This window comes from Agromyces sp. NPDC058136, from assembly GCF_042884375.1.
Lineage (GTDB): Bacteria > Actinomycetota > Actinomycetes > Actinomycetales > Microbacteriaceae > Agromyces.
The window spans coordinates 290,929-312,754 of the sequence record NZ_JBHVUA010000005.1 but is presented as its reverse complement, the minus strand read 5'-3'; the positions used below and the strand labels follow the sequence as shown (position 1 = coordinate 312,754).

The 21,826-nt window shown below is 71.9% G+C and carries 22 protein-coding genes; 10 read left to right on the top strand and 12 right to left on the bottom strand.

What is annotated here, in order from left to right; translation table 11 throughout:
* Positions 1–10 precede the first annotated feature (10 nt).
* From ACFVTX_RS15615 to ACFVTX_RS15600, 4 genes are all read right to left on the bottom strand, one after another.
* On the bottom strand, positions 11–1,213 hold the full coding sequence (locus tag ACFVTX_RS15615) for a winged helix DNA-binding domain-containing protein (RefSeq protein WP_386901672.1): 1,203 nt from the start codon (positions 1,211–1,213) through the stop codon (positions 11–13).
* On the bottom strand, positions 1,214–2,041 hold the full coding sequence (locus ACFVTX_RS15610) for an ABC transporter permease (protein ID WP_386901670.1): 828 nt from the start codon (positions 2,039–2,041) through the stop codon (positions 1,214–1,216).
* A complete protein-coding gene (locus ACFVTX_RS15605) occupies positions 2,038–3,039 on the bottom strand; it encodes an ABC transporter ATP-binding protein (protein ID WP_386901668.1) in 1,002 nt (333 codons plus the stop codon). Before ACFVTX_RS15605 ends, ACFVTX_RS15610 begins: the two co-directional genes overlap by 4 nt.
* Positions 3,040–3,205: 166 nt before the next feature.
* Positions 3,206–3,976 carry an isocitrate lyase/phosphoenolpyruvate mutase family protein gene (locus tag ACFVTX_RS15600; protein ID WP_386901666.1) on the bottom strand — a complete coding sequence of 257 codons (771 nt, stop codon included), beginning with the start codon at positions 3,974–3,976 and terminating at the stop codon, positions 3,206–3,208.
* Positions 3,977–4,093: 117 nt separating this feature from the next.
* Between ACFVTX_RS15600 and ACFVTX_RS15595 the strand changes: the two genes are divergently transcribed.
* Positions 4,094–4,297 carry a hypothetical protein gene (locus ACFVTX_RS15595; RefSeq protein WP_386901664.1) on the top strand — a complete coding sequence of 68 codons (204 nt, stop codon included), beginning with the start codon at positions 4,094–4,096 and terminating at the stop codon, positions 4,295–4,297.
* A 25-nt stretch (positions 4,298–4,322) separates the two neighbouring features.
* Here the strand turns inward: ACFVTX_RS15595 and ACFVTX_RS15590 are convergent, their stop codons facing one another.
* The 6 genes from ACFVTX_RS15590 to ACFVTX_RS15565 all read right to left on the bottom strand — a co-directional run bounded on the left by ACFVTX_RS15590 (position 4,323) and on the right by ACFVTX_RS15565 (position 10,297).
* A complete protein-coding gene (locus ACFVTX_RS15590) occupies positions 4,323–5,531 on the bottom strand; it encodes a cysteine desulfurase-like protein (RefSeq protein WP_386901663.1) in 1,209 nt (402 codons plus the stop codon).
* Between the two features lie 95 nt (positions 5,532–5,626).
* Complete coding sequence (locus ACFVTX_RS15585; protein ID WP_386901661.1) at positions 5,627–6,400, bottom strand: siderophore-interacting protein; 774 nt, start codon at positions 6,398–6,400, stop codon at positions 5,627–5,629.
* Positions 6,401–6,422: 22 nt separating this feature from the next.
* Positions 6,423–7,205: an ABC transporter ATP-binding protein gene (locus ACFVTX_RS15580; RefSeq protein ID WP_386901771.1), complete on the bottom strand. Its 783-nt coding sequence runs from the start codon at positions 7,203–7,205 to the stop codon at positions 6,423–6,425.
* A gap of 35 nt (positions 7,206–7,240) precedes the next feature.
* Entirely contained in the window at positions 7,241–8,269 is a 1,029-nt protein-coding gene (locus ACFVTX_RS15575) for an iron chelate uptake ABC transporter family permease subunit (protein WP_386901659.1), read from the bottom strand.
* Positions 8,262–9,284, bottom strand: coding sequence for an ABC transporter permease (locus ACFVTX_RS15570; protein WP_386901657.1), 1,023 nt, complete (start codon positions 9,282–9,284; stop codon positions 8,262–8,264). Before ACFVTX_RS15570 ends, ACFVTX_RS15575 begins: the two co-directional genes overlap by 8 nt.
* 8 nt (positions 9,285–9,292) lie before the next feature.
* Positions 9,293–10,297: a siderophore ABC transporter substrate-binding protein gene (locus tag ACFVTX_RS15565; protein ID WP_386901655.1), complete on the bottom strand. Its 1,005-nt coding sequence runs from the start codon at positions 10,295–10,297 to the stop codon at positions 9,293–9,295.
* Positions 10,298–10,472: 175 nt separating this feature from the next.
* Here ACFVTX_RS15565 and ACFVTX_RS15560 point away from each other — a divergent pair, with 175 nt between their 5' ends.
* The 3 genes from ACFVTX_RS15560 (at position 10,473) to ACFVTX_RS15550 (ending at position 13,065) form a co-directional block, all read left to right on the top strand.
* Entirely contained in the window at positions 10,473–11,588 is a 1,116-nt protein-coding gene (locus ACFVTX_RS15560) for a serine hydrolase domain-containing protein (RefSeq protein WP_386901653.1), read from the top strand.
* 95 nt (positions 11,589–11,683) lie between these two features.
* Positions 11,684–12,559 carry an LssY C-terminal domain-containing protein gene (locus tag ACFVTX_RS15555; protein WP_386901651.1) on the top strand — a complete coding sequence of 292 codons (876 nt, stop codon included), beginning with the start codon at positions 11,684–11,686 and terminating at the stop codon, positions 12,557–12,559.
* The gene (locus ACFVTX_RS15550) at positions 12,556–13,065 is read left to right on the top strand and encodes a hypothetical protein (RefSeq protein WP_386901649.1); all 510 of its coding nucleotides are present in this window, start codon (positions 12,556–12,558) and stop codon (positions 13,063–13,065) included. The genes ACFVTX_RS15555 and ACFVTX_RS15550 overlap by 4 nt, the downstream gene beginning before the upstream one ends.
* A gap of 26 nt (positions 13,066–13,091) precedes the next feature.
* On the opposite strand, the gene ACFVTX_RS15545 is transcribed toward ACFVTX_RS15550, so the two are convergent.
* Complete coding sequence (locus tag ACFVTX_RS15545; protein WP_386901647.1) at positions 13,092–14,348, bottom strand: FAD-dependent monooxygenase; 1,257 nt, start codon at positions 14,346–14,348, stop codon at positions 13,092–13,094.
* Between the two features lie 107 nt (positions 14,349–14,455).
* Between ACFVTX_RS15545 and ACFVTX_RS15540 the strand changes: the two genes are divergently transcribed.
* Complete coding sequence (locus tag ACFVTX_RS15540; RefSeq protein WP_386901645.1) at positions 14,456–15,040, top strand: TetR/AcrR family transcriptional regulator; 585 nt, start codon at positions 14,456–14,458, stop codon at positions 15,038–15,040.
* Between the two features lie 67 nt (positions 15,041–15,107).
* On the opposite strand, the gene ACFVTX_RS15535 is transcribed toward ACFVTX_RS15540, so the two are convergent.
* Positions 15,108–16,010: a rhodanese-related sulfurtransferase gene (locus tag ACFVTX_RS15535; protein ID WP_386901643.1), complete on the bottom strand. Its 903-nt coding sequence runs from the start codon at positions 16,008–16,010 to the stop codon at positions 15,108–15,110.
* An 81-nt stretch (positions 16,011–16,091) separates the two neighbouring features.
* On the opposite strand from ACFVTX_RS15535, the gene ACFVTX_RS15530 reads away from it, so the two are divergent.
* From ACFVTX_RS15530 to ACFVTX_RS15510, 5 genes are all read left to right on the top strand, one after another.
* Entirely contained in the window at positions 16,092–16,637 is a 546-nt protein-coding gene (locus ACFVTX_RS15530; RefSeq protein WP_386901641.1) for a YbhB/YbcL family Raf kinase inhibitor-like protein, read from the top strand.
* Positions 16,638–16,679: 42 nt separating this feature from the next.
* Positions 16,680–17,258 carry a helix-turn-helix domain-containing protein gene (locus ACFVTX_RS15525; protein WP_386901639.1) on the top strand — a complete coding sequence of 193 codons (579 nt, stop codon included), beginning with the start codon at positions 16,680–16,682 and terminating at the stop codon, positions 17,256–17,258.
* Positions 17,259–17,489: 231 nt separating this feature from the next.
* Positions 17,490–18,488, top strand: a complete 999-nt coding sequence (speB, locus tag ACFVTX_RS15520) for an agmatinase (protein ID WP_386901637.1) — start codon at positions 17,490–17,492, stop codon at positions 18,486–18,488.
* Positions 18,481–20,115: a thiamine pyrophosphate-binding protein gene (locus ACFVTX_RS15515; protein ID WP_386901635.1), complete on the top strand. Its 1,635-nt coding sequence runs from the start codon at positions 18,481–18,483 to the stop codon at positions 20,113–20,115. The genes speB and ACFVTX_RS15515 overlap by 8 nt, the downstream gene beginning before the upstream one ends.
* Before the next feature lie 70 nt (positions 20,116–20,185).
* Entirely contained in the window at positions 20,186–21,748 is a 1,563-nt protein-coding gene (locus tag ACFVTX_RS15510) for a sodium:solute symporter (protein ID WP_386901633.1), read from the top strand.
* Positions 21,749–21,826: the final 78 nt, after the last annotated feature.

Genomic DNA, 21,826 nt, shown 5'->3' with positions numbered 1-21,826 from the left:
TGGACGCCGATCAGGCCGGCGCGACCGGCTCGATCTCGACCTCCGACGGCATCCCGAGGAACTCGGCGACCTCGTCGAGGCGTTCGTCGAGCGAGCGTCGCTCAGCACGGGCGAACGCCCGCCACGGCACGACCCTGAGCGTCGCACGTCGACCCTGCACGACGGGCGCCCAGCGCCCGATCATGGTGCCGCCGGCGAGCATCGCGTGCAGCGGGAACTCGGGGATGATCGGCGCCGCGATGCCCGGCGGCTGCAGGTAGGCGCGCGGCATCGCGTGGCCCATGACGTACTCGTCGTAGCCCTGCAGCAGGTCGATGCGTGCGGGGTCGTCGTCGGCGGTCGCGTCCGTCGCATCGCGTGCGCTCCACGCCGCGGCGACGGCCGCGTCGTGCCAGAGCTCGGTCTCGTCGGGGTCGTCGATCCGCTCGATGCGGCCGCCGGTGCGATCGGATGCCTCGACGAGCGCGGCACGGACGTCGCGGAGCGTGAACCCCGACCAGCTCGCGAGATCGCGCACCGTGGCGGGGCCGCGCGTCAGCACTGCCCGCTCGACGAGTTCGGCCAGCGCCTCCTCGCGCGGGCGGGGCGGGCCGGCGGGCACGCGCTCGTCGAAGGCGGCGTAGCTGCGCTGCGCGCCGACGTTCGCGCCCGAGATCGCCACGAGTTCGAGTTCGGCGATGAGCAGCACGAACAGGAGCCCGTCCTTCGGGAGGCCGGCCTGCACGAGCGCCTCGGCGATCTCGCCGCGCGTGCGGTGACCGCCCGCGACCTCGCGCGCGACGACCTCGACGGCACGGCTGCCCGCCTCGCCGTCCCACCCGGCCTTGCGGATCGTGCCCGCCATCTGCTGCCGCACGCGCGGTGCCGAGAGTTCGAGCAGCCAGCGCGCGTCGGCCGGCACGACGAAGTGCCACGTCGGCCGCAGCACGTGCGTGCGGAGGATCGCCCCCTCGTCGATGCGGCCGCCGACGGCCGCCGCATCGGGTCGCATCGACCGTGGCAGACGCTGCGCGAGGCCCCACTGCGCGGGCAGGTACTCCTGTGCCTGCACCGCGAGGGCCCGGGCCACGACCCCCTCGGGCGTCGTGGGCGGCGGCGACGCCGTGGCATCCGCCCTGCTTGAGCGCACACCGCCGGAGCGCTCGGCGCCGACGACCGGGCCGCGCAACCCCTGCGCGAACAGGCGTCGCGAGCGCAGCTCGGCGGGTTCCACCTACGACACGTCCCTCCGCCAGGTCGTCGCGCCGCCGATCACGGTGGTCACGACGGCGATGCCGAAGAGGACGAGCCCGCCCTGCCACCACTCGAGCGTCTCGGCGCCGCCGAAGGAGGCGACGGTGTAGAAGGACGCGCCGACGAGGGCGTCGCTCGCGGCGCCGGGCAGGAACCGCCCGATCGACGCGGTCACGTCGCTGAGCGATGCCGCGAACCGGAGGATCGGCTCCACGAACTGGGTGAACGCGATCACGATCACGACCGCGGCCACCTGGTTCGTGACGAGTACGCCGACACCGACGCCGATCGCGCCCCACAGGGCCATCGCGAGGATGCCGCGGCCGATGAGCGCCCACGTGTCGCTCGAGTCGAGTCCGGTGTCGAGACCGAAGGCCGAGAGCGCCGCCGCCGCCGACCCGACCGAGACGGCGTAGCCGATCGCGCCGAGCACGGCGCCCGCGAGCAGCTGCGAGACGAACTTCGCCGAGAGCACGACCTGCCGGTGCGGTGCGGCGAGGAACGTCGGGGTCAGCGTCTTGTGCCGGAACTCGCTCGTCACCGCGAGGGCGCCGAGGAGCAGCGGGAACACGTAGCCGATGCTCGACGCGAAACTGTAGAGCAGCGGCGCGAGCTCGACGTCGCTCGGCAGCCCCGTGCCGCCCGACGCGGCAGCCGCCTCGGGGTCGGTCGTGAGCGAGCTGAAGAGGGCGCCGAGCCCGCCCGCCATGAAGGCGACGTACACGGCGAGGAGGATGGCGAGCAGCCACCACATGCGGGTGGTGACGAGCTTCTGGAACTCGGCGGCGAGGGCGCGGAAGAAGCTCATCGCGCACCTCCTTCGTCGGTGCCCGGTTCATCGGCGGACGTGGCCTCAGGCGGTGCGCCGGGCGCTTCGGCCGGCGGTGCGCCCGGGGGTGCGGCGTCGTCGGGTTGCCCCTCCTCGCCCACGAGGGAGAGGAACGACTCCTCCAGCCCCGACTTCAGCCGGTGCAGTGCGCTGAGCTCGACGCCGCCGACGAACGCCGCGTGCCCCACCCTCCCCGGGTCGGGTTCGGCGACGATGAAGCCGCTGCGGCCCGAGTCGTACTCGAGGCCCGCCGCGTCGAGCGCGGTCGCGAGCGCCTCGCGGTCGGGCGAGTCGACGATCGTGCGCGGCGCCGAGTCGAGTTCGAGGCTCGCGAGCGTGCCGCGCTTCACGAGCCGCCCGCGCGAGATGATGACGACCTCGTCGACCGACTGCTGCACCTCGCTGAGCAGGTGCGAGGAGACGAGCACCGTGCGGCCCTCGCGGGCGAGCGACTGGAGGAACACGCGGATCCACCGGATGCCCTCGGGGTCGAGGCCGTTGATCGGCTCGTCGAGCACGAACACCCCCGGGTCGCCGAGCAGCGTGTACGCGAGCGCCAGTCGCTGCCGCATGCCGAGCGAGTAGCCGCCGACCCGCCGATCGGCGAACTCGGTGAGCCCGACCTGCTCGAGCACGACGGGCACGCGGGCGGATGCGAGCCCCGCCGAGGTCGCGTACACGCGCAGGTGGTTGCGTGCGGTGCGCCCCGGGTGGAAGTTCGCGTCGAGCGCCGCGCCGACCGTCTCGAGCGGACGCGGCAGCGCCCGGTACGGAGTGCCGCCGAAGGTCGCGGTGCCCGAGCTCGGGCGGACGAGCCCGAGCAGCATGCGCAGCGTCGTCGTCTTGCCCGCGCCGTTCGGTCCGAGGAACCCCGTGACCCTTCCGGGTTCGACCGTGAAACTGAGGTCGTCGACGGCGGTGACCGCGCCGAAGTGCTTGCTGAGCCCCGTGATCTCGATGGGGATGCCGTCGGCCATGCGCGCTCCTCACGTCGGGGGCCGTCGTGAGCCGCAGGTGGGCCGCGCCCCCGCACGACCCATGTCCGGGCCGAGGCCCGGACATGCTCACCCTAGCGAGATCGGACGGCGCGAGGCATCCGTCTCGTGGGGGATTCGCAGATCAGGCGGGGGAACTCGTCGCCGATCAGTTCAGCGGGCGGATGCCGTCGGGCAGCACGCCGCCCGCGTAGAGCTCGACCGCCAGGTCCTGCAGGGCGCCGAGCGCGACGCGCTGCGTCGTGGGGCCGTACGAGAGGCGGGCCACCCCGAGCGCTTCGAGCCGCGCAGGCGCCGGGATGCCGGGCAGCCCGATGAGCGCGAGCTTCTGCTCGCCGATGCCGGCGACGAGTTCCTCGATCTCGGCCTCGCCGAGCACACCGGGCACGAACACGCTCGTCGCGCCGGCGTCGAGGAAGGCCCGGCCGCGCTCGACGACGTCGGCGATCCACACCTCGCGCGGGCGGTCGTGGCCGCGGAGCCAGGCGTCGGTGCGGGCGTTGAGCGCGAACGGCACGCCCTCGGCCTCGGCCGCGGCGACGGCCGCCTCGACCACGGCCACCGACTCGGCGAGCGGCTTCAGGCGGTCTTCGATGTTCGCCCCGACGATGCCCTCGCCGATCGCACGACGCACGGTCTCGCCGGCGTCGCCGTAGCCGTCGTCGAGGTCGGCGCTCACGGGCACGTCGACGGCGCGCGCGATGCGCCCCGCCATCTCGAGCATGAGGTCGACCGGGATCTCGCCGTCGGGGTAGCCGAACGACGCGGCGATCGAGTGGCCGGCCGTGGCGAGGGCGCGGGTCTCGGGGAGGGCGGCGACGGCGCGGGCGCTCACGACGTCCCACACGTTGACGACCTGGAGGAGCTCGGGGGCGGCGTGCAGGCGGCGGAGTTCGGCGGCGGTCTCGATGAGGGTCATGCCATCACCTTACGGGCGCAGCGGATCTGAGGGGCCGCCGACCGTCATCTGAGGAGTCGATCCGGATGCCGCCGCCGCGATCGCCCGGCACGCTCGGAGCGAGCGGAAGGAAAACGCATGGATCGCATCATCGTCGCGGCCGTCATCGTCGCCGGGTTCGTCGCCCTCGGATTCGCCGGCCCCGACGGGCCGGCCGCCGACGAGGCCGGCATGCGCGAGCGCGTCAGCACCTCGGTCGAGGCGGGGGCGTCATCGGGTGCGCCCGTCACGGCGGTCACCGCGGACGCCGCCGAGCGCTGGGCGCTGAGCGGCTCGCGGTAGCGCAGGCCCGGAAGCGGCGCGCTCGTCAGGCGAGCGCAGCCGAGATCCCGTCGAGCAGCCGCTCGACATCGTCTTCGTCGTTGTAGGGGGCGAGCCCGACCCGCAACCCGCCGGCGTCGCCGAGGCCGAGGCGTCGCGAAGCTTCGAGTGCGTAGAAGTTGCTGCTGGGTGCGAGCACGCGCTGTGCGGCCAGACGCTTCGACACCTCGGCTGCCTCGTGGTGCTCGAAGGTCATCAGCAGGGTCGGCGTGCGGCGCGCAGCACGCGATCGGACGGTCACTCCGGAGAGCTCGGCGAGGCCGGCTTCGATGCGGGTACGGAGCCGTGCCTCGTGCTCGTGCAGGGCCGCGTACGAGGCGACGAGGCGGGCGCGCCGCGAGCTCGCGGCGTCCGGGTCGTCCGACAGGCCCGCGAGCGCGTCGACCGCCGCAGTGCCGCCTGCAAGCAGCTCGTAGGGCAGCGTGCCGAACTCGAATCGTTCGGGCACGACGTCGGTCGATGGCTCGAGCTTGTCGGGCGAGATCGTCTCGAGCAGCTCGGGCGCCGCCACCAGCACGCCGAAGTGCGGGCCGAGGAACTTGTAGGGCGAGCAGGTGAAGAAGTCGGCTCCGAGCGCGCCGATGTCGGGGAGCTCGTGCGCCGTGTAGTGAACGCCGTCGACGTAGACGAGCGCGCGCGTCGCGTGGGCTGCGGCCGCGATCGCCGGGATGTCGGGCATCGTGCCGATCAGGTTCGACGCCGCCGTGATCGCAACGAGCCGGGTGCGCTCACCGAGCACCGAGGTGACGGCCTCGACGGGCAGTTCGCCCGTCTCGGGGTCGAAGTCCGCCCACCGCACGGTCGCGCCGGCTCGCTCGGCCGCCTGCACCCAGGGGCGGACGTTCGAGTCGTGGTCGAGCCGCGTCACGACGACCTCGTCGCCCGGCGCCCACTCCTTCGCGAGGTGCCGCGAGAAGTCGTAGGCGAGCTGGGTCGCGCTGCGCCCATGCACGATCCCGCGCGGGTGGCCGTTCACGAGATCGGCCATCGCGAGTCGGAACCCGTGCACCGCCTCCTCTGCGAGTCGCTCCGAGACGCCGAGGGAGCCGCGGTTCGAGAGCGGGCCGGTGAGCACGGATGCCACGGCCTCGCCCACCGACCGCGGCGTCTGCGTGCCACCCGGGCCGTCGAACTGGGCCCACCCGCTCTCGAGAGAAGGGAACTCGGAACGGATCCGCGCGACGTCGTAAGCCATGGAGCGAGGATAGCGAGGGAGAGGATCCAGGGGGAGGGGTCCGCCACGCGCCGGTCGCGCGCCGGCTGCTCGTCGACGCCGAGTGGTGAGCGACGTCAGTGCGGCGCGTGGTACTCGGCATCGCCACGGCGCCAATAGCCCTTGACGACCGCGCGCTCGGGGTCGACGCCCCAGCGCGCGAGCAGCGCGCGCCCCGGCTTCACGACCGCCTGCTCTGCGGCGACGAACACGAACACGTCGCCGGTGGGTCGGTCGTCGGCGCCGAGCGCGTCGAGGCGTGCGATGAGCGCCGCCGAGGCGCCCGCACCGGCGGCCGCGCGCGGCAGCCACTCGACGCGTACGCCCTCGGGGGTCTCGAGCGCGTACTCCTCGCCCGCCCCGCTCGCCTCGAGCACGACGAGGCCGCGCGCGCCACGGGGCATCCCGCCGAGGAGACGGCGGATCGCGGGGAGCGCGGTCTCGTCGCCCGCGAGGAACCACGCCTCGGGCTCGCCCTCGACGGCCATCGACCCGCGGGGGCCGCCGACGCCGACCGAGGCGCCGATCGGGGCGTCGGCCGCCCAGCGGCCGGCGACGCCCTCGTCGCCGTGCACGAGGAACTCGAGCTCGAGCACGCCCGCGCCGTCCCAGGACAGGGGGGTGTACTCGCGGCTCGGCGCGGCGCGCAACTCGTCGACGGTGAGCGCCGCGGCGTCGGCGTCGGGGAAGAACACGCGGATGTGGTCGTCGGCGCCGGGGGAGTCGAAGCCCTCGAGGGCTTCGCCTTCGAGTCGCAGGCGCACGTAGTCGTCGGCGAGGAAGGTGCGCGACACCAGTCGCGCCGGGCGGAAGACGAGCTCGTTCGAGCGGCGGGCGAGGGTGAAGGTCATGGCGACTCCAATGGGTTCTGGTTCAGGGGGTTACGAGATGGGGTGACGGCTTGTAGTAGACCGCGAGGCGCTGCCCCGCATGCTCGACGACGTCGACGGGGGTGTCGAACACGCGCGACAGCACCTCGGCGCGCATGATCTCCTCGGGCGTGCCCGACGCGACGATCTCGCCGCCCGAGAGGGCGATGATGCGATCGGCGTAGACCGAGGCGAAGTTCACGTCGTGCACGACGAGCACGATCGTCTTGCCGAGCACGTCGGCCGCGTCGCGCAACTGCTGCATCATGGATGCCGCGTGCCGCATGTCGAGGTTCGACAGGGGCTCGTCGAGCAGCACCACGTCGGTGTCCTGGGCGAGCACCATCGCGACGAAGGCGCGCTGTCGCTGCCCGCCCGAGAGCTCGTCGAGGAAGCGGTCGTCGAGGTGCTCGAGGTCGAGGAACGCGATCGCCTCGTCGATCGCCGCATGATCGGCGGCCGTCAGCCGCCCCTGCGAGTGCGGGAACCGGCCGAACGCCACGAGCTGCCGCACCGTGAGCCGGGCGACGAAGTGGTTCTCCTGCTTGAGCATCGACACGACTCTCGCGAGCTCGCGCGGCTTCGCCGTCGCGACGTCGAGCCCGCCGACGCGCACCGTGCCCGCGTCGGCCCCGAGGAGGCGCCCCGCGATCGTGAGCAGCGTCGACTTGCCCGCGCCGTTCGGGCCGACGAGCGCGGTGATGCCGCCCCGTGCGATCTCGAGATCGACGGGCCCGAGCGCGCGGGTCCGCCCGTAGCCCTTCGCGATGCCGTCGAGGGTGATCATGGCGGCCGAAGCCGTGGCCGAGACATCCAGGTTGGTCATCTGAGCCCCTTTCGCAGGATGACGACGAGGAAGGCGATGCCGCCGACGAACTCGATGACGACGGTCACGAGCCCCGCTGCATAGAACACGTGCTGCATGACGAAGTACGCGCCCGTGAGCGCGGCGAGCCCGACGAGGATCGCGAGCGGCAGCACCTCGCCGTGCCGGTCGGTGCGCACGAACTGGTACGTCAGCGTCGCCACGAGGAACCCGAAGAACGTCATCGGCCCGATCATCGTCGTCGAGATCGCGATGAGCGCCGCGACGATCACGAGCAGCGCCACCACCTCGCGCCGGTAGCCGAGGCCCAGGTTCAGCGAGGCGTCGCGGCCGAGCGCGAGCACGTCGAGCCGATGCCGCCGCGACCATACGAACACGGCGAGCCCGGCGACGATGAGCGCCGCCCACGGCAGCACATCGGGGTTGGCGTTGCCGATCGAACCGTGCAGTCGCGAGGCGAGCACGTCGAACTCGCTCGGCGTGAGCATGCGCTGCATGAACGTCGACACCGAGCCGAAGCCGACGCCGAGCACGACGCCGACGAGCAGCAGCACGTGCAGGTTCTGCCGCCTGCCCGAGAACAACCAGCCGTACAGGAGGGTCGCGAACGCCATCATCGCGAGGCTCTGCACGACGATCTTGAGGGGGCCCTCGACCTGCGTCGCCGTCATGCCGAACACGAACACGAGCGATGTCTGCATGAGCGTGTACAGCGCGTCGAATCCGAGGATCGACGGCGTCAGGATCCGGTTGCCCGTCGCCGTGTGGAACAGCACCGTCGCCATCGCCTGGCACACCGCGACGAGCGCGATCGTCGCCACGGCGACCGAGCGCGACTCGACGATGATCCAGAAGCCCGGCTGCCCGTAGGGCACGGGGTTGTCCCACACGAGGATGCCGACGGAGAAGACGAGCGCCGCGGCCCCCGCGATGATGATCGCGAGACGGCGGGGATGCCTCGTGCGGGTCGCCGCGCGTGGAATCCGCCCCTGTTCCGCGGGCGCAGCCGCGCGCAGCTCAACCACGGGGCCTCCGCAGCAGCAGGGCGATGAAGACGACGCTGCCGACGATGCCGAGCACCATCGACACGGGGATCTCGAACGGCATCCGGATCGTGCGGCCGATGAGATCGCACACGGTGACGAGGGCGACGCCGCCGACGCACACCCACGGCAGGTTGCCGCGCAGGTCGTCGCCGCGGATCATCGACACGATGTTCGGCACGACGAGCCCGAGGAACGGGAGGAAGCCGACGACGACGGTCGTGACACCCGTCGCGACCGCGACGAGCGAGGTGCCGAGGACGAGGACGGCCTCGTAGCGCACGCCGACGGTGGTCGCGACGTCCTTGCCGAGGCCGGCGACGGTGAGGCGGTCGGCGACGAGGAAGATCAGGAAGGTCACGATCGCGACCACCCACAGCACCTCGTAGCGGCCGCGCACGACGCTCGTGAAACTGCCCATGAACCAGGTGCCGAGCATCTGCAACGAGTTCGTCGAGGCGGCGAGGTAGGTCGTGAAGGCGCTCACGACCGCTCCGAGCATGATGCCGATGAGCGGCACCACGAGGGTCGTGCGAATCGCGACGCGGCGGAGGATGCCGAGGAAGACGAGGGTGCCGACGAACGCGGCGAGGCTCGCGACGACCATCTGCGCCTCGAGGCTCGCGCCCGGCACGAGCAGCACCGTGAGCAGCAGGCCGAGCGCCGCCCACTCGGTGGTGCCGGCGGTCGTCGCGTCGACGAAGCGGTTCTGCGTGAGCATCTGCATCACGAGTCCGCTGACCGCGATCGCACAGCCCGCGAGCATGAGCGCGACGGTGCGCGGCACGCGGGTGATGAAGAACATCTCGCCGCCGCCCTCGGCGCCGACGACGTCGTAGACGCCGACGAAGAGCGACACGGTGAGGAGGCCGAGCGTGGCGAGGATCGCGAGGGGGAGCGCAGCGCGGCCTGCGCTGCGGCGCGCGCGCCCGAGGCGCGCACCGGTCTCGGTACGCGCCTCGGGGGTGGTGGCGGATGCCACGGGCTGGGGTGACACGTCAGGCGTCACGCCGCGTCGGCGAAGGCCTTCGCGAGCTGCTCGTAGAGCGCCGTGTACGACTGGATGTCCTCGGTCAGGTAGAACGCCGGGTCGACGTAGACGACCTGGCCCTTCGTGACGGCGGTGACGTTCGCGAGCGCCTCGGAGCCCTCGATGAGCTGCTTCGCGGGCACGTAGCCCTCGGCGTCGGTCATCGCGCCTTCGCGGTCCATGACGATGATCCAGTCGGGGTTCGCCGCGGCGATCGCCTCGACGCTGATGTCGTCGCCGTGCGAGGTGTCCTCCGCGGCCTGTTCGATCGCGGGGGTGAGGCCAGCGGTCGGGTACAGCACGCCGAGGCTGCGGCCCGTGACCGGGGCGATGTACGAGATCTCGCCGCCCGAGGTGAGCAGGGTCGCGACGGTCGAGGTGCCGTCGGCGGTGCCGGCGTACGCGTCGGCGGCTGCAGCGGTCGCGTCGTCGAAGGCGGCGATGAGTTCGGCGGCCTCGTCTTCGCAGTCGAAGATCTGACCGAGGATCTCGATCTCGCGGGCGAGTTCGGCGTTCGGGTCCTCGCCCTCGCGCGGCGCGATCTCGATGACGGCCGCGTCGGGGTTCTGCTTCACGATCTGGTCGTACGACTCGGCGAAGCGGTAGCCGCCGATGACGAGGTCGGGCTGCGCCGCGACGATCGACTCGAGGTTCGGCTCGAAGTGGGCGCCCACGTCGAGCACCTCCTCGTCGCCGGTGTACTCGGGCCAGATCTCGGTTCCCATGATCTGCTTCGGGGCGGCGACGAGCGGGATGTCCCAGGCGGAGAGCGTCTCGAAGACGTGGTTGTCGAGGGCGACGACGCGCTCGGGGTTCACCGGAACCTCGACCTCACCGTGGTTGTCGACGATCGTGACGGTGCCGCTCGCGGCGGCGGCCTCGGGTTCGGCCTCGGCGGTGCTCGCGCAACCGGCGAGTCCGAGGGCGGCGACGGCGAGGAGGCCGGCGGAGACGGTCAGCGCCGAACGGCGTCTGGGCATGGTGAACTCTCGCTTTCCGTGGTGGGGAGGAGGCGCCGCGACTGCGCGACTACTGAGGTAACCCTAAGCAAGGTAAGGCTAACCTTAAGAGCACGCAAGGGGCCAACTGAGGGTTTCTCGCTCGGGTGGGAATCCTTGAGATGAGGATTGCTCATCGTTGGAGTACGATCCGATCATGCCCGCACTGCGCGCTGCGCGGCGCGGCACCGCGTACCTCGGGGCCGTGCTCGTCGCGCTCTTCCTCGCCGGGTGCGTCGAGGCCGACGGAACCCAGGGCGAGAGCGCGCTTTCGACGGGCGCAGGAGCCGCCGCCGAGATCCGCCGCGGATCGGGCGACGAGCACCTCGTCGCCGAAATCGGGTCGACGTTCGCCGAGGAGTACCAGCGAGCGGCCGTCGCGATCGTCGAGGGCGACGAGGTGCGCACCGCGTACGTCGACGCCGACGAGTCGACCGCCTGGGAGATCGGCTCGATCACGAAGGTGCTCACGGGCGAACTTCTCGCCATCGCGATCGAGCGCGGCGAGGTGGCGCTCGACGACACGCTCGGCGAGTACCTCGATCTCGGCGGGTCGCCGTCGGCAGCGGTCACGCTCCGCGGGCTCGCCACACACACCTCGGGGCTTCCTGTGCTGCCGGACGACCCCGTCTGGCGCGCCGAGTACGAGGAACGGTACTTCGCCCGAGAGGATCCCTGGGGCGGTGACCTGGCGACGCTGCTCGCCCTCGCGCGCACAACTGGGGTCGCACCCGAAGCCGGGTTCGAGTACAGCAACCTGGGCGCCGCGCTGCTCGGGCAGGCGCTCGCGTCGGCAGCGGGGACGGAGTACTCCCGCCTGCTGCAGGAGCGCGTGCTCGAACCGCTCGGCATGGAGCACGCCGTGCTCGTCGAGACCGACGCGCAGGTTCCCGAAACGCATGCCGGCGGGACCACCGCAGCAGGGCAGTCGGTGGCGCCGATCTCGTGGGGTGCCTTCGCCCCGGCGGGCGGCGTCGATGCGACGCTGGGCGATCTCGTGGCACTCGCCAAAGCGGTGCTCGACGGCCGGCTGCAGCACAGTGCGGCGCTCGAGCCGATCACGGAGATCGAACCGGGCACCTCGATCGGGTACTTCTGGTGGATCGATGAGGTCCCAGCGCGCACGATCACCTGGCACCCGGGTCGAACCAGCGGATTCGGCTCCGCGCTGCTCATCGATCGCGACGCCGGGGTCGCGACGATCGTCCTGAGCAATGCCGACCTCCCGGCCGAAACGATCGCGCGCCGTCTGCTCGTCGACGCCGAGCAGTGACGCCCGCTGCCCTCTCCGGTGGTCGAGGAGCGCGCGACGAAGGAGCACGCGTCTCGAGACCCCGCAGCCCCGCGGACGTTGGGTAGCATTCCGACATGGGGGAGACGTCGAGCGGAGCATCCTCGAACCGGCGTGAACGCCGCTTCTCGGCCAACGCCCTGCTCGACGGATTCTTCTTCGTCTACGCCGGCCTCGCGGCGATCTGGCTCGCCTGGCTCATCCTCGAGCAGAGCTTCGACTGGGGATGGTTCGGGCTCGCGTTCTTCGTCGCGTTCTGGTTGCTGCTCGCGTACCTCGTGCTGCCGCGACTGCACCGCATCCTCACCACGATCTACGTGCCCGACTACTTCATCGGCCGCGCCCGGACGAGCGACGGGCTGCTCGGCGACCCCGTGAACCTCGCCGTCGACGGCGACGAGGCGCAGTTGCACGCCGCGATGCGCGCCGCCGGGTGGACGCGCGCCGACGACATCACCGGCGGGTCGAGCTGGCGCATCATCACGTCGACCGTCACCCGCAAGAGCTACGACGAAGCCCCGGTCAGCCCGCTCTTCCTCTTCGGTCGTCAGCAGGACTTCGCCTACCAGCAGGAGGTCGAGGGCAACCCGGCCAAGCGTCACCACGTGCGGTTCTGGCGCACCCCCGACGACTGGCTCCTGCCAGGCGGACGCCGGGTCGGTTGGCTCGCCGCCGGCACCTTCGACCGGGCCGTGGGGTTCTCGCTCTTCACCTTGCAGATCACCCACAAGATCGACGCCGACATCGACGTCGAGCGCGATCACATCGTCGCAACCGTGCTCGGCGCGAACCCGCGGGCGACGGTCGACGTGCTCGCCGACTTCTCGACCGGCTACCACTCGCGCAACGGCGGCGGCGACTCGATCAGCACCGACGGCGGACTTCCCGTGCTCGACGTGCGGGAGGTGCCGCTCGCGGCGATCGAGCCCGCGCACCCGGAGGGCACCCCGTGAGCGGCGGCAAGCGCCGCGCCTACGAGTCGCCCGGCGACCTCGCCCGCCCACTCGACCGCGGATCCGCTTCGATGCGCCGCCCGGCGGCGACCGCCTTCGGCGCCGTCCTCGTCGTGCTGCGCGTGATCGCCGGCGTGGTGTGGCTCATCGCGCTCGCCCTGCAGTGGCGCCACCTGCTCGAGAGCGACTTCGGCATCGTGATCGACGGCGACGTGACGGCGCAGGAGGTGTCGGACGTCGGGCTCGCCGTGATCCTCGTCGGCGGCGGTGTCGTGCTCGCCGTCGAGCTCGTGTTCGCGGTGCTCGTCTACCGCGGCAGCAACTGGGCGCGCATCACCGTCATGATCGTGGCGACGATCAGCATCACCTGGTCGGCGATCGACTACTTCGGCGGCGACGCCGAGATCACGCTGCGCACGACCCTCATCACCCTCGCCCTCGACATCCTCGTGCTGCTCGCCCTGTCGAGCCGGAACGCGCGCGCGTACGCCCGGCGTCGCCGCTGAACCACGCCGCCGCGTGCGCCGAGCGCTCACACCTCGGCGTGCGCGCGCACGTTCGACGGCCGGAAGGTCGGCAGCGCGAGCTCAGGCGTCCCCGCAGCGAACATGCGCCGCATGATCGGCAGGAACGGCTTCGACAGCATGACCCGGGTCGTCGCCCTCGCCATCGCCGCCGCGAATCGGCTCCGCGGCACCATGCGCTCGAGCCCGCCGAACGGGATCGCCTTGCCCGCCTCCGTGAACGGCGCGATGTCGGACGAGTAGCGCGCGAGCGCGGCGGGCAGGTCGCCGGGCTGCGCGGCGATGCGCTCGCCGAGCAGGTACGCGCCGATGAGGGCGGTCGCCGTGCCCATGCCGGTTAGCGGCGAGCCGCACGAGGCGGCGTCGCCGAGCAGCACCACGCGTCCGTTCACGGGGTCGTCGAGGTCGATGCGCACCAGTTCGTCGAAGTAGAAGTCGGATGCCTCGGCCATCGCCGCGACGATCGTGTCGGCGTGCCATCCGGCCCCCTCGAGCGCGCGGCGCACGAGCGCCTCCTGCGCGGCCCGGTCGCCGCGCAGCGCGGGGTCGCGCGGAACCCTGAGCGTCAGGATCGCCTTCGAGGTCGCGGGGTCGCGATCGGGCCGGAGCCCGAACGCGATGCCCGGAACGAAGCGGAGCGCGAACCAGCCGGGCTCGAGGTCGGCGGGCGTCGGGAGGGTGAAGAACGCGGCGTAGCCGCCGAGGGGTGTCGCGTACCGTTCCTCGGGCCCGAAGGCGAGGCGGCGGGTCGCCGAGTGCACGCCGTCGGCGCCGACGACGAGGTCGAACTCGGCCGGTGCGGCGTGCTCGAACCGGGCGGCGACCCGGTCGTCGTGCTGTTCGAGTGCGATGATCCGGTCGCCGTAGCGCACCTCGACGAGGCCCGGCGCGGCGACCGTCGCTTCATCGAGGGCCTCCTGCAGCGCGGCGGCGAGATCGCCGCGGGCGATCTCGATCTCGGCGACGGCGCCCTCGCCGTCGAAGTCCGCCATCGACATGCGGCCGAAGACGCGGCCTCGGCCGTCGACGTACGACATGCCGATCTCGTGCACGCGGCGCGGGTCGATCCCCGGCATGAGCCCCATGCGCTCGGCGACCTCGCGGCTCGCGCCGCGGAGGTCGACGGCCTGGCCGCCGGGCCGCGGTGCGTCGGCGCGCTCGACGACGGTCGCGCGTATGCCGTTGCGGACGAGCTGGAGCGCGAGGGCCAGGCCGGCGATGCCGGCGCCGGAGATCAGGACGTGCGGTGCGGGGGTCGTGCTCATCGTCGTGCTCCTTCATCGATTGAGACATCTGTCTGATACAGATGTTCTACACCCGATTCAGACGTTTGTCTAATACAAATGTCTGAATCGTTCGCTACGATGGCGGCATGGGCAATCGTGAAGACCTCCTCGCCGGGGCGCGGAAGGTGATCCTCGAGCGCGGCGTCGCCAAGGCCACAGCACGCGACATCGCTGCGGAGGCCGGCGTCAGCCTCGCGGCGATCGGCTACCACTTCGGGTCGAAGGAGCAGCTCATCACCGAGGCCCTCACCGAGTCGCTCGGCTCGGGCATCGGCGACCGCATGGAGGCGGTGATCCGCGAGACGACGGCGCTTCCGCGGCTCGAGGGGTTCGCGGCGCTCTTCAACCGCATGCCCGAGGTGTTCGCCGACAACCGCGAAGCACTGCTCGCGAGCCTCGAGAACACCGTGCGTGTGCTGCGCGGCCCCGGCGGGGCGCACGATCTCGCCGCGGCGACGAACGAGGCCGGCCGCGGCATCGCCGAGCACCTTCGCGCCGCCCGCCCCGAGCTCGACGACGCGCAGGTCGAGGCGATCGCGAAGCTCGACTTCGCGCTCGTGCAGAGCCTCGGCATCCTGTGGCTCGTCGACCCCGGGCTCGTGCCGACCGGCGACGAGCTCGCCCTCGCGGTCGCGGCGATCGCGGGGGAGTCGCGCTCGGCGGTCGAGTAGCGACGAGGGAACGTATCGAGACCAGGCGACCCGCCGCGAAAGGCGGTTCACTAGGCCTCTTCGCGAGCTACTCGACCGGCATCGCTGCGTGCGCGGGGCACCTCGCCGTGTCGCACGACGCGCAGAGCACGAACTCGACGTCGCACGAGGCATCCGTGCAGTTGGCGGTGCGATTCGTCGCACCGCCGCAGCGTGCGCACTCGCCGATGACGGCGGCGTGGCCCGAGAAGTCGATCGAGCCTCGCCCGTCGAACACGTACAGCGATCCCTGCCAGAGGCCGTCGTCGCCGAAGCGCTCGCCGTACCGCACGATGCCGCCGTCGAGCTGGTACACCTCGCCGAACCCTCGGCTGACCATGAGGCTCGACAGCACCTCGCAGCGGATGCCGCCCGTGCAGTACGTCACGACGGGTCGCCCCTTGAGGTCGTCGTACTCGCCAGAGTCGAGCAGCTCCACGAAGTCGCGCGTCGTCTCGACGTCGGGCACGACGGCGCCCGCGAATCGGCCGATCGCAGCCTCGAGGGCGTTGCGGCCGTCGAAGAAGGCGACCTCGTCGCCGCGCTCGGCCACGAGCTCGTGCAGCGCCTCGGGGCTGAGCTTCGTGCCGCCGCCGATGACGCCGTCGGCGCCGACGGCGAGTTCGTGCGGTGCGCCGAACGAGACGATCTCGTCGCGCACCTTGACGCTGAGCTTCGGGAAGTCGAGGCTCGCCCTCGACTCATCGAGCCCCGTGCCTCCGCTCCACTTGAAGTCGATGTCCTTGAACGCGGGGTAGTCGCGCGTCGCGCGCACGTAGCGCTTGAGGGCGCGCATCTCGCCGCCGAGGGTGCCGTTCAGTCCGTCCTTCGACACGAGGATGCGCCCGCGCAGGCCGAGCGAGGCGGCGAGGTCGCGCTGCCACAGCCGGATCGCGTCGGGGTCGGCGAGCGGGGTGAAGGCGTAGTAGAGGAGGATCTTGGCGATCGGCACCACGAGAGTCTACGAGCGGATGCTCCGTGCTCGCCGTGTGCGCCCGGCCTAGGCTGGAGGCATCCGTCGAGAGGAACGCCGATGTTCGATCACGACCCGTACGCCGCATTGCAGGCGTTGAAGCCGATGGCCTCGTTCACGCTCGAGAGCGCCGACTTCGTCGACGGCGCCGCGCTGCCGCTGCCGTTGCGCGCCGCAGGGCAGGGCGCCGGCGACCGTTCGCCCCAGCTGTCGTGGTCGGGGTTCCCGCCCGAGACGCGCAGCTTCGCGCTGACCTGCCTCGACCCCGATGCGCCGACCGGATCGGGCTGGTGGCACTGGGCGGTCGCGAACCTGCCGGTCGCGACCACGAGCCTCGACGCCGACGCCGGCGAACCGGGCGCGCTGAAGCTGCCCGCCGGCGCGCTCGTGCTGCCCAACGAGGACGGCGAGCGGCGATACGCCGGCTCGGCGCCGCCGCCCGGCACCGGCGTGCACCGGTACATGTTCGTCGTGCACGCCCTCGACGTGCCGCGGCTGTCGATCGACCCAGAGGCGACGCCCTCGAACCTGGCGATCCAGTGTTTCTTCCACGGCATCGGGCGCGCGGTGCTCACGGGTACGGCGGTGAACCCGGCCGACGCGTAGTGTCCCGGGCTGGGTGCGGCCCATCGGGTAGCGTGTGACATCATGCGCCCAATGCCGCTCGAGCCCAATCCGCGCCGCGTCGCGATCGGTTCGCGCCTGCGCGCGGCGCGGCAGGCGCAGAGCCTCACGATCGAGGAGGTCGCGACGATCACGGGCCTCACGAAGGGGTTCCTCTCGCGGGTCGAGCGCGACATCACCTCGCCGAGCGTGGCGTCGCTGATCACCCTGTGCGCGGTGCTGTCGATCTCGGTGGGGTCGCTGTTCGAGGAGCCCGACGTGCAGCTCGTCCGCGCGGGCACCGGCCCGCGCGTGAACCTCGGCGGCGTCGACACCGAGGAGCGCCTGCTCTCCCCGCGATCCGAGTCGCGCGTGCAGGTGATCCGCTCGGTGATCGAGCCAGGCGGCCACGGCGGCCAGGAGCTCTACGCGGTTGCGGCCGACGTCGACGTGCTGCACGTGCTGCGCGGCGAGGTCGTGGTGCGCTTCTCCGATCGAGACTGGGAGCTCGGCCCGGGCGACAGCCTCACCTTCAACGGGCAGGAGCCGCACAGCTGGCGGGTCGCCGGCGACGGCTCGGCCGAGGTCATCTGGGTGCTCGTGCCCGCGCTCTGGAGCGCGTGATCGTTCGCTGAGCTGAGCTGAGCTGAGCTGAGCTGAGCCCGCCCTCCGGGTGGTGGCGGTCGCGCGCCCGGCACCCCGGCGCCGTCCGACCGTCGGGCGGGTTCGTCGCGCCGTTCGTCCCTGACGCCGATCCTAGGTCTTGACGCTTCCTCGCATCACGGCTATGTTGTCCCAAGCCAGATGCCTGACAAGCAACAAAAGATTCACACCACGCAACAAGGAGGTTGTGACATGACGCAGCCGATCGGTCCCGTCGACAGCTCGAAGACCCCGCGATTCGCCGGCCCCGCGAACTTCGCCCGCCTGCCCCGCCTCGACCAGGTCGAGCACGCCGACATCGTCGTCGCCGGCGTGCCCTTCGACGCCGGCGTCTCGTACCGCTCGGGCGCGCGCTTCGGCCCGGCCCACGTGCGCGAGGCCTCGCGCCTCCTCCGCCCGTACAACCCGGCCCTCGACGTCTCGCCCTTCGAGCTCGCCCAGGTCGCCGACGCGGGCGACATCGTCGCGAACCCCTTCAACATCGGCGAGGCCATCGAGGCGATCGAGGATGCCGCGACCGAGCTCACCCGCGAGGGCACCCGGCTCGTGACCATCGGCGGCGACCACACCATCGCCCTCCCGCTGCTGCGCGCCGCCGCGAAGCAGCACGGCCCGGTCGCACTGCTCCACTTCGACGCGCACCTCGACACGTGGGACACCTACTTCGGCGCCGAGTACACGCATGGCACGCCGTTCCGCCGCGCCTTCGAAGAGGGCATCATCGACACCGAGGCGCTGAGCCACGTCGGCACGCGCGGGCCGCTGTACGGCAAGAAGGACCTCGAGGACGACCGCCGCTTCGGCTTCGGCATCGTGACGAGCTCCGACGTGTACCGCCAGGGCGCCGACGAGGTCGCCGCGAAGCTCCGCGACCGCATCGGCGACCGGCCCCTCTACATCTCGATCGACATCGACGTGCTCGACCCGGCGCACGCGCCCGGCACCGGCACCCCCGAGGCCGGTGGCATGACGAGCCGCGAACTGCTCGAGATCCTGCGCGGCTTCCGCGGGATGAACCTCATCGGCGCCGACGTCGTCGAGGTCGCCCCCGCCTACGACCACGCCGAGATCACGGGCGTCGCCGCATCGCACGTGGCCTACGACCTCGTGTCGCTGCTCGCCGACCGGCACGCCTCGAACCCCGCCCGCGCCGCGGTCGGCGCCGGCGCCGAGGCATCCGCCCATGGCTGAGCCGCAGCCGCGCAACGGCGGCGACGTCGTCGTCGAGACCCTCGAGACGCTCGGCGTGACGCACGTCTTCGGCATCCCCGGGCAGCACGCGCTCGGCCTGTTCGACGCGATCCGGCGCAGCGACCTCGAGTTCGTGAGCTCCCGCGTCGAGAACAACTCGGCCTTCGGTGCCGACGGCTACGCCCGCGCGACGGGCGAGGTCGGCGTGCTGTTCCTCTCGACCGGCCCCGGTGCCCTGACCGCGCTCGGCGCCCTGCAGGAGGCCTACGCGACCGGCGTGCCGCTCCTCGTCATCACGAGCCAGGTGCCGCGCCGCGGACTCGGCGGCACCCGCAAAGGCCTGCTGCACCAGCTCGACGACCAGCAGCAGAGCGCGCGCAACGTGACGAAGTCGACCGCGGTGATCCGCGAGGCCTCCCAGATCCCGTCGGCGCTCTCCGACGCCTGGTCGCTCGCGCAGGCCGTGCCCGCCGGCCCGACCTGGGTCGAGATCCCCGAGGACGTCCTGCTCGAGGCCACGCGGGTGCCGCCGGTGCGCTCGGTCGTCACCGCGATCCCCGAGCGGATGCCCCGACCCGACCTCGTCGACGAGGCGGCCGGGCTGCTCGCCACGGCGCAGCATCCCGTGATCCTCGCCGGCGGCGGCGTCCGCCGCTCGCCCGGCGGCCGGGCCGCGCTGCGCCGTCTGGCGGAGGCCCTCGACGCCCCGGTCGTCTCGACGGTCGGCGGCAAGGGCGCGATCGCGTTCGACCACCCGCTCTCCGCGGCCTCCTGGATCGAGGACCGGCACACCACCGAGCTCCTGGAGCAGGCCGACGTGCTGCTCGCGGTCGGCACCGCGATCGGCGAGGTCACGAGCAACTACTTCACCTTCGCGCCGCAGGGCCGGCTCATCCAGGTCGACGCCGAGGCCCGCGTGCTCGAGTCGAACTACGAGGCGCTCGGCATCCATGCCGATGCCGCCCTCGCGCTCTCGGCGATCGCCGACCGGTTGCCGGCGCGACCCGACGACGCGCCCGCGCGCGGCGCCGAGCTCGCCGCCCGCCTCCGCGCCGACGTCGAGGCGAGGCTCGCCGCCCAGGACCTCGCACCCGAGCTCGGGCTGATGGCGAGCCTCCGCGCCGCGGTGCCCTCCGACGCGCACACCTTCTGGGACATGACGATCGCGGGGTATTGGGCCTGGTCGGCGTGGGACCCGCAGCAGGGCGAGTTCCACTCGGCGCAGGGCTCGGGCGGCCTCGGCTTCGCGTTCGCCGCCGCGCTGGCGGCGGCGATCGGATCGGGTCGCCGCACGCTCGCCGTCTCGGGCGACGGCGGAGCGATGTACTCCATCGCCGAGCTCGCCACCGCCCGCCAGCACGACGCCGACGTGACCTGGCTCATCATCGACGACGGAGGCTACGGCATCCTCCGCGAGTACATGACGGACGCGTTCGGACAGGCCACCGCCACCGAGCTCGCCCGCCCCGACTTCGCGGCCCTGGCGCGCTCATTCGGCGTGCCGGCCCACGAGTCGACCCTCGAAGACGTGGGCGAGACCATCGCCCGCACCTTCGCCGAGTCCGGCCCCGCCGTCGTGGTCGTGCCCGCAGTGCTGCGCATGTTCGCGCCGACGCACCTGGGATGACGCGGCCCGCCCGCGGCAGCCGAACCACCCGTCCGTAACCCGACTGACCTCCGACGCAAAGGATCCAACGATGGATATCGCGATCATCATCATCTACCTGGGAGCGATGCTGCTCTTCGGCTGGTGGGGCAAGAGCCGCACCAAGAACTCCGCCGACTTCCTCGTCGCCGGCCGCCGGCTCGGCCCCGGCCTCTACACCGGCACCATGGCGGCCGTCGTGCTCGGCGGCGCCTCGACCGTCGGCGGAGTCGGCCTCGGCTACAAGTACGGCATCTCGGGCATGTGGCTCGTCGTGTCGATCGCCGTCGGCCTCTTCCTCCTCAGCATCCTGTTCGCCTCGCGCATCCAGAAGCTCAAGGTGTACACGGTCGCCCAGATGCTGAAGCTCCGGTACGGCGTGAACGCCACGAGTGCCTCGGGCATCGTGATGATGGCGTACACGCTCATGCTCTCGGTGACGTCGACCATCGCCTACGCGACGATCTTCAACGTGCTGTTCGGCACCGACCGCACGATCTCGGTGATCATCGGCGGCGGCATCGTCATGCTGTACTCCTCGATCGGCGGCATGTGGTCGATCACGCTCACCGACATGGTGCAGTTCGTGCTCAAGACGATCGGCGTGTTCTTCCTGCTGCTGCCCTTCGCCTGGTTCAACGCCGGCGGCTACGAGGGCATCGTCGAACGCCTCGGCACCGCCGCCTTCGACCTCGGGGCGATCGGCGTCGACACGATCATCACCTTCTTCGTCATCTACACGTTCGGCATGCTCATCGGCCAGGACATCTGGCAGCGCGTGTTCACCGCGCGCTCGCCGAAGGTCGCGAAGTGGGGCGGCACGGCCGCTGCGGTCTACTGCCTCCTCTACGGCGTCGCCGGAGCCGTCATCGGCATGTCGGCTGCGGCGTTCCTGCCGGGCATCGAGGCGAGCGACGACGTATACGCCGCGATCACCCAGCAGATCCTGCCGGTCGGCCTCAGCGGCATCGTGCTCGCCGCGGCCGTCGCCGCGATGATGTCGACGGCGTCGGGCGCGCTCATCGCGACCGCGACCGTCGCCCGCGCGGACGTGATGCCGTTGCTGAAGCGCCTCGTCGGCCGCAGCAGGGAGGAGGCCGCCGCGGCGTCGAACCCCGAGCACGACGTGCGCTCCAACCGTCTCTACGTGGTCGTCCTCGGCGTCGTGGTCATCATCGTCGCGGCACTGCTCAACGACGTCGTCGCGGCGCTGACCGTCGCCTACGACATCCTCGTCGGCGGCCTGCTCGTGGCGATCCTCGGCGGTTTCGTGTGGAAGCGCGCGACCGGAGCCGGCGCGCTCTGGTCGATGGCCGTCGGCACGATCGTGACGCTCGGCACGATGGTCGTCGTGGGCGACGTGCTCGCGAACGAGCCGATCTACTTCGGCCTCGGCGCGAGCCTCCTGGTCTACGTCGTCGTGAGCCTCCTCACCCCGAGGACGCCCGCGTCGGTGCTCAAGATCTGGAACGACCGGCTCGCGAGCCGCGACGGCGACGAGGGCGCGACCTCCGAGTCGTCCGCCGCCCCCGCGGGCGCCGACGCCGGGGAGCAGACCGTGACCGCGGTTCCTGCCGCGCCCGGCGCTCCCGCAGCCGCGCCCGCGACGGAGTAGCGGCCTCCCGGACCGGTGGGTGCGTCGCTTGGGGGGCGACGCACCCACCGCCGCGTGGAGGGACCCGGCGGGCGGGAG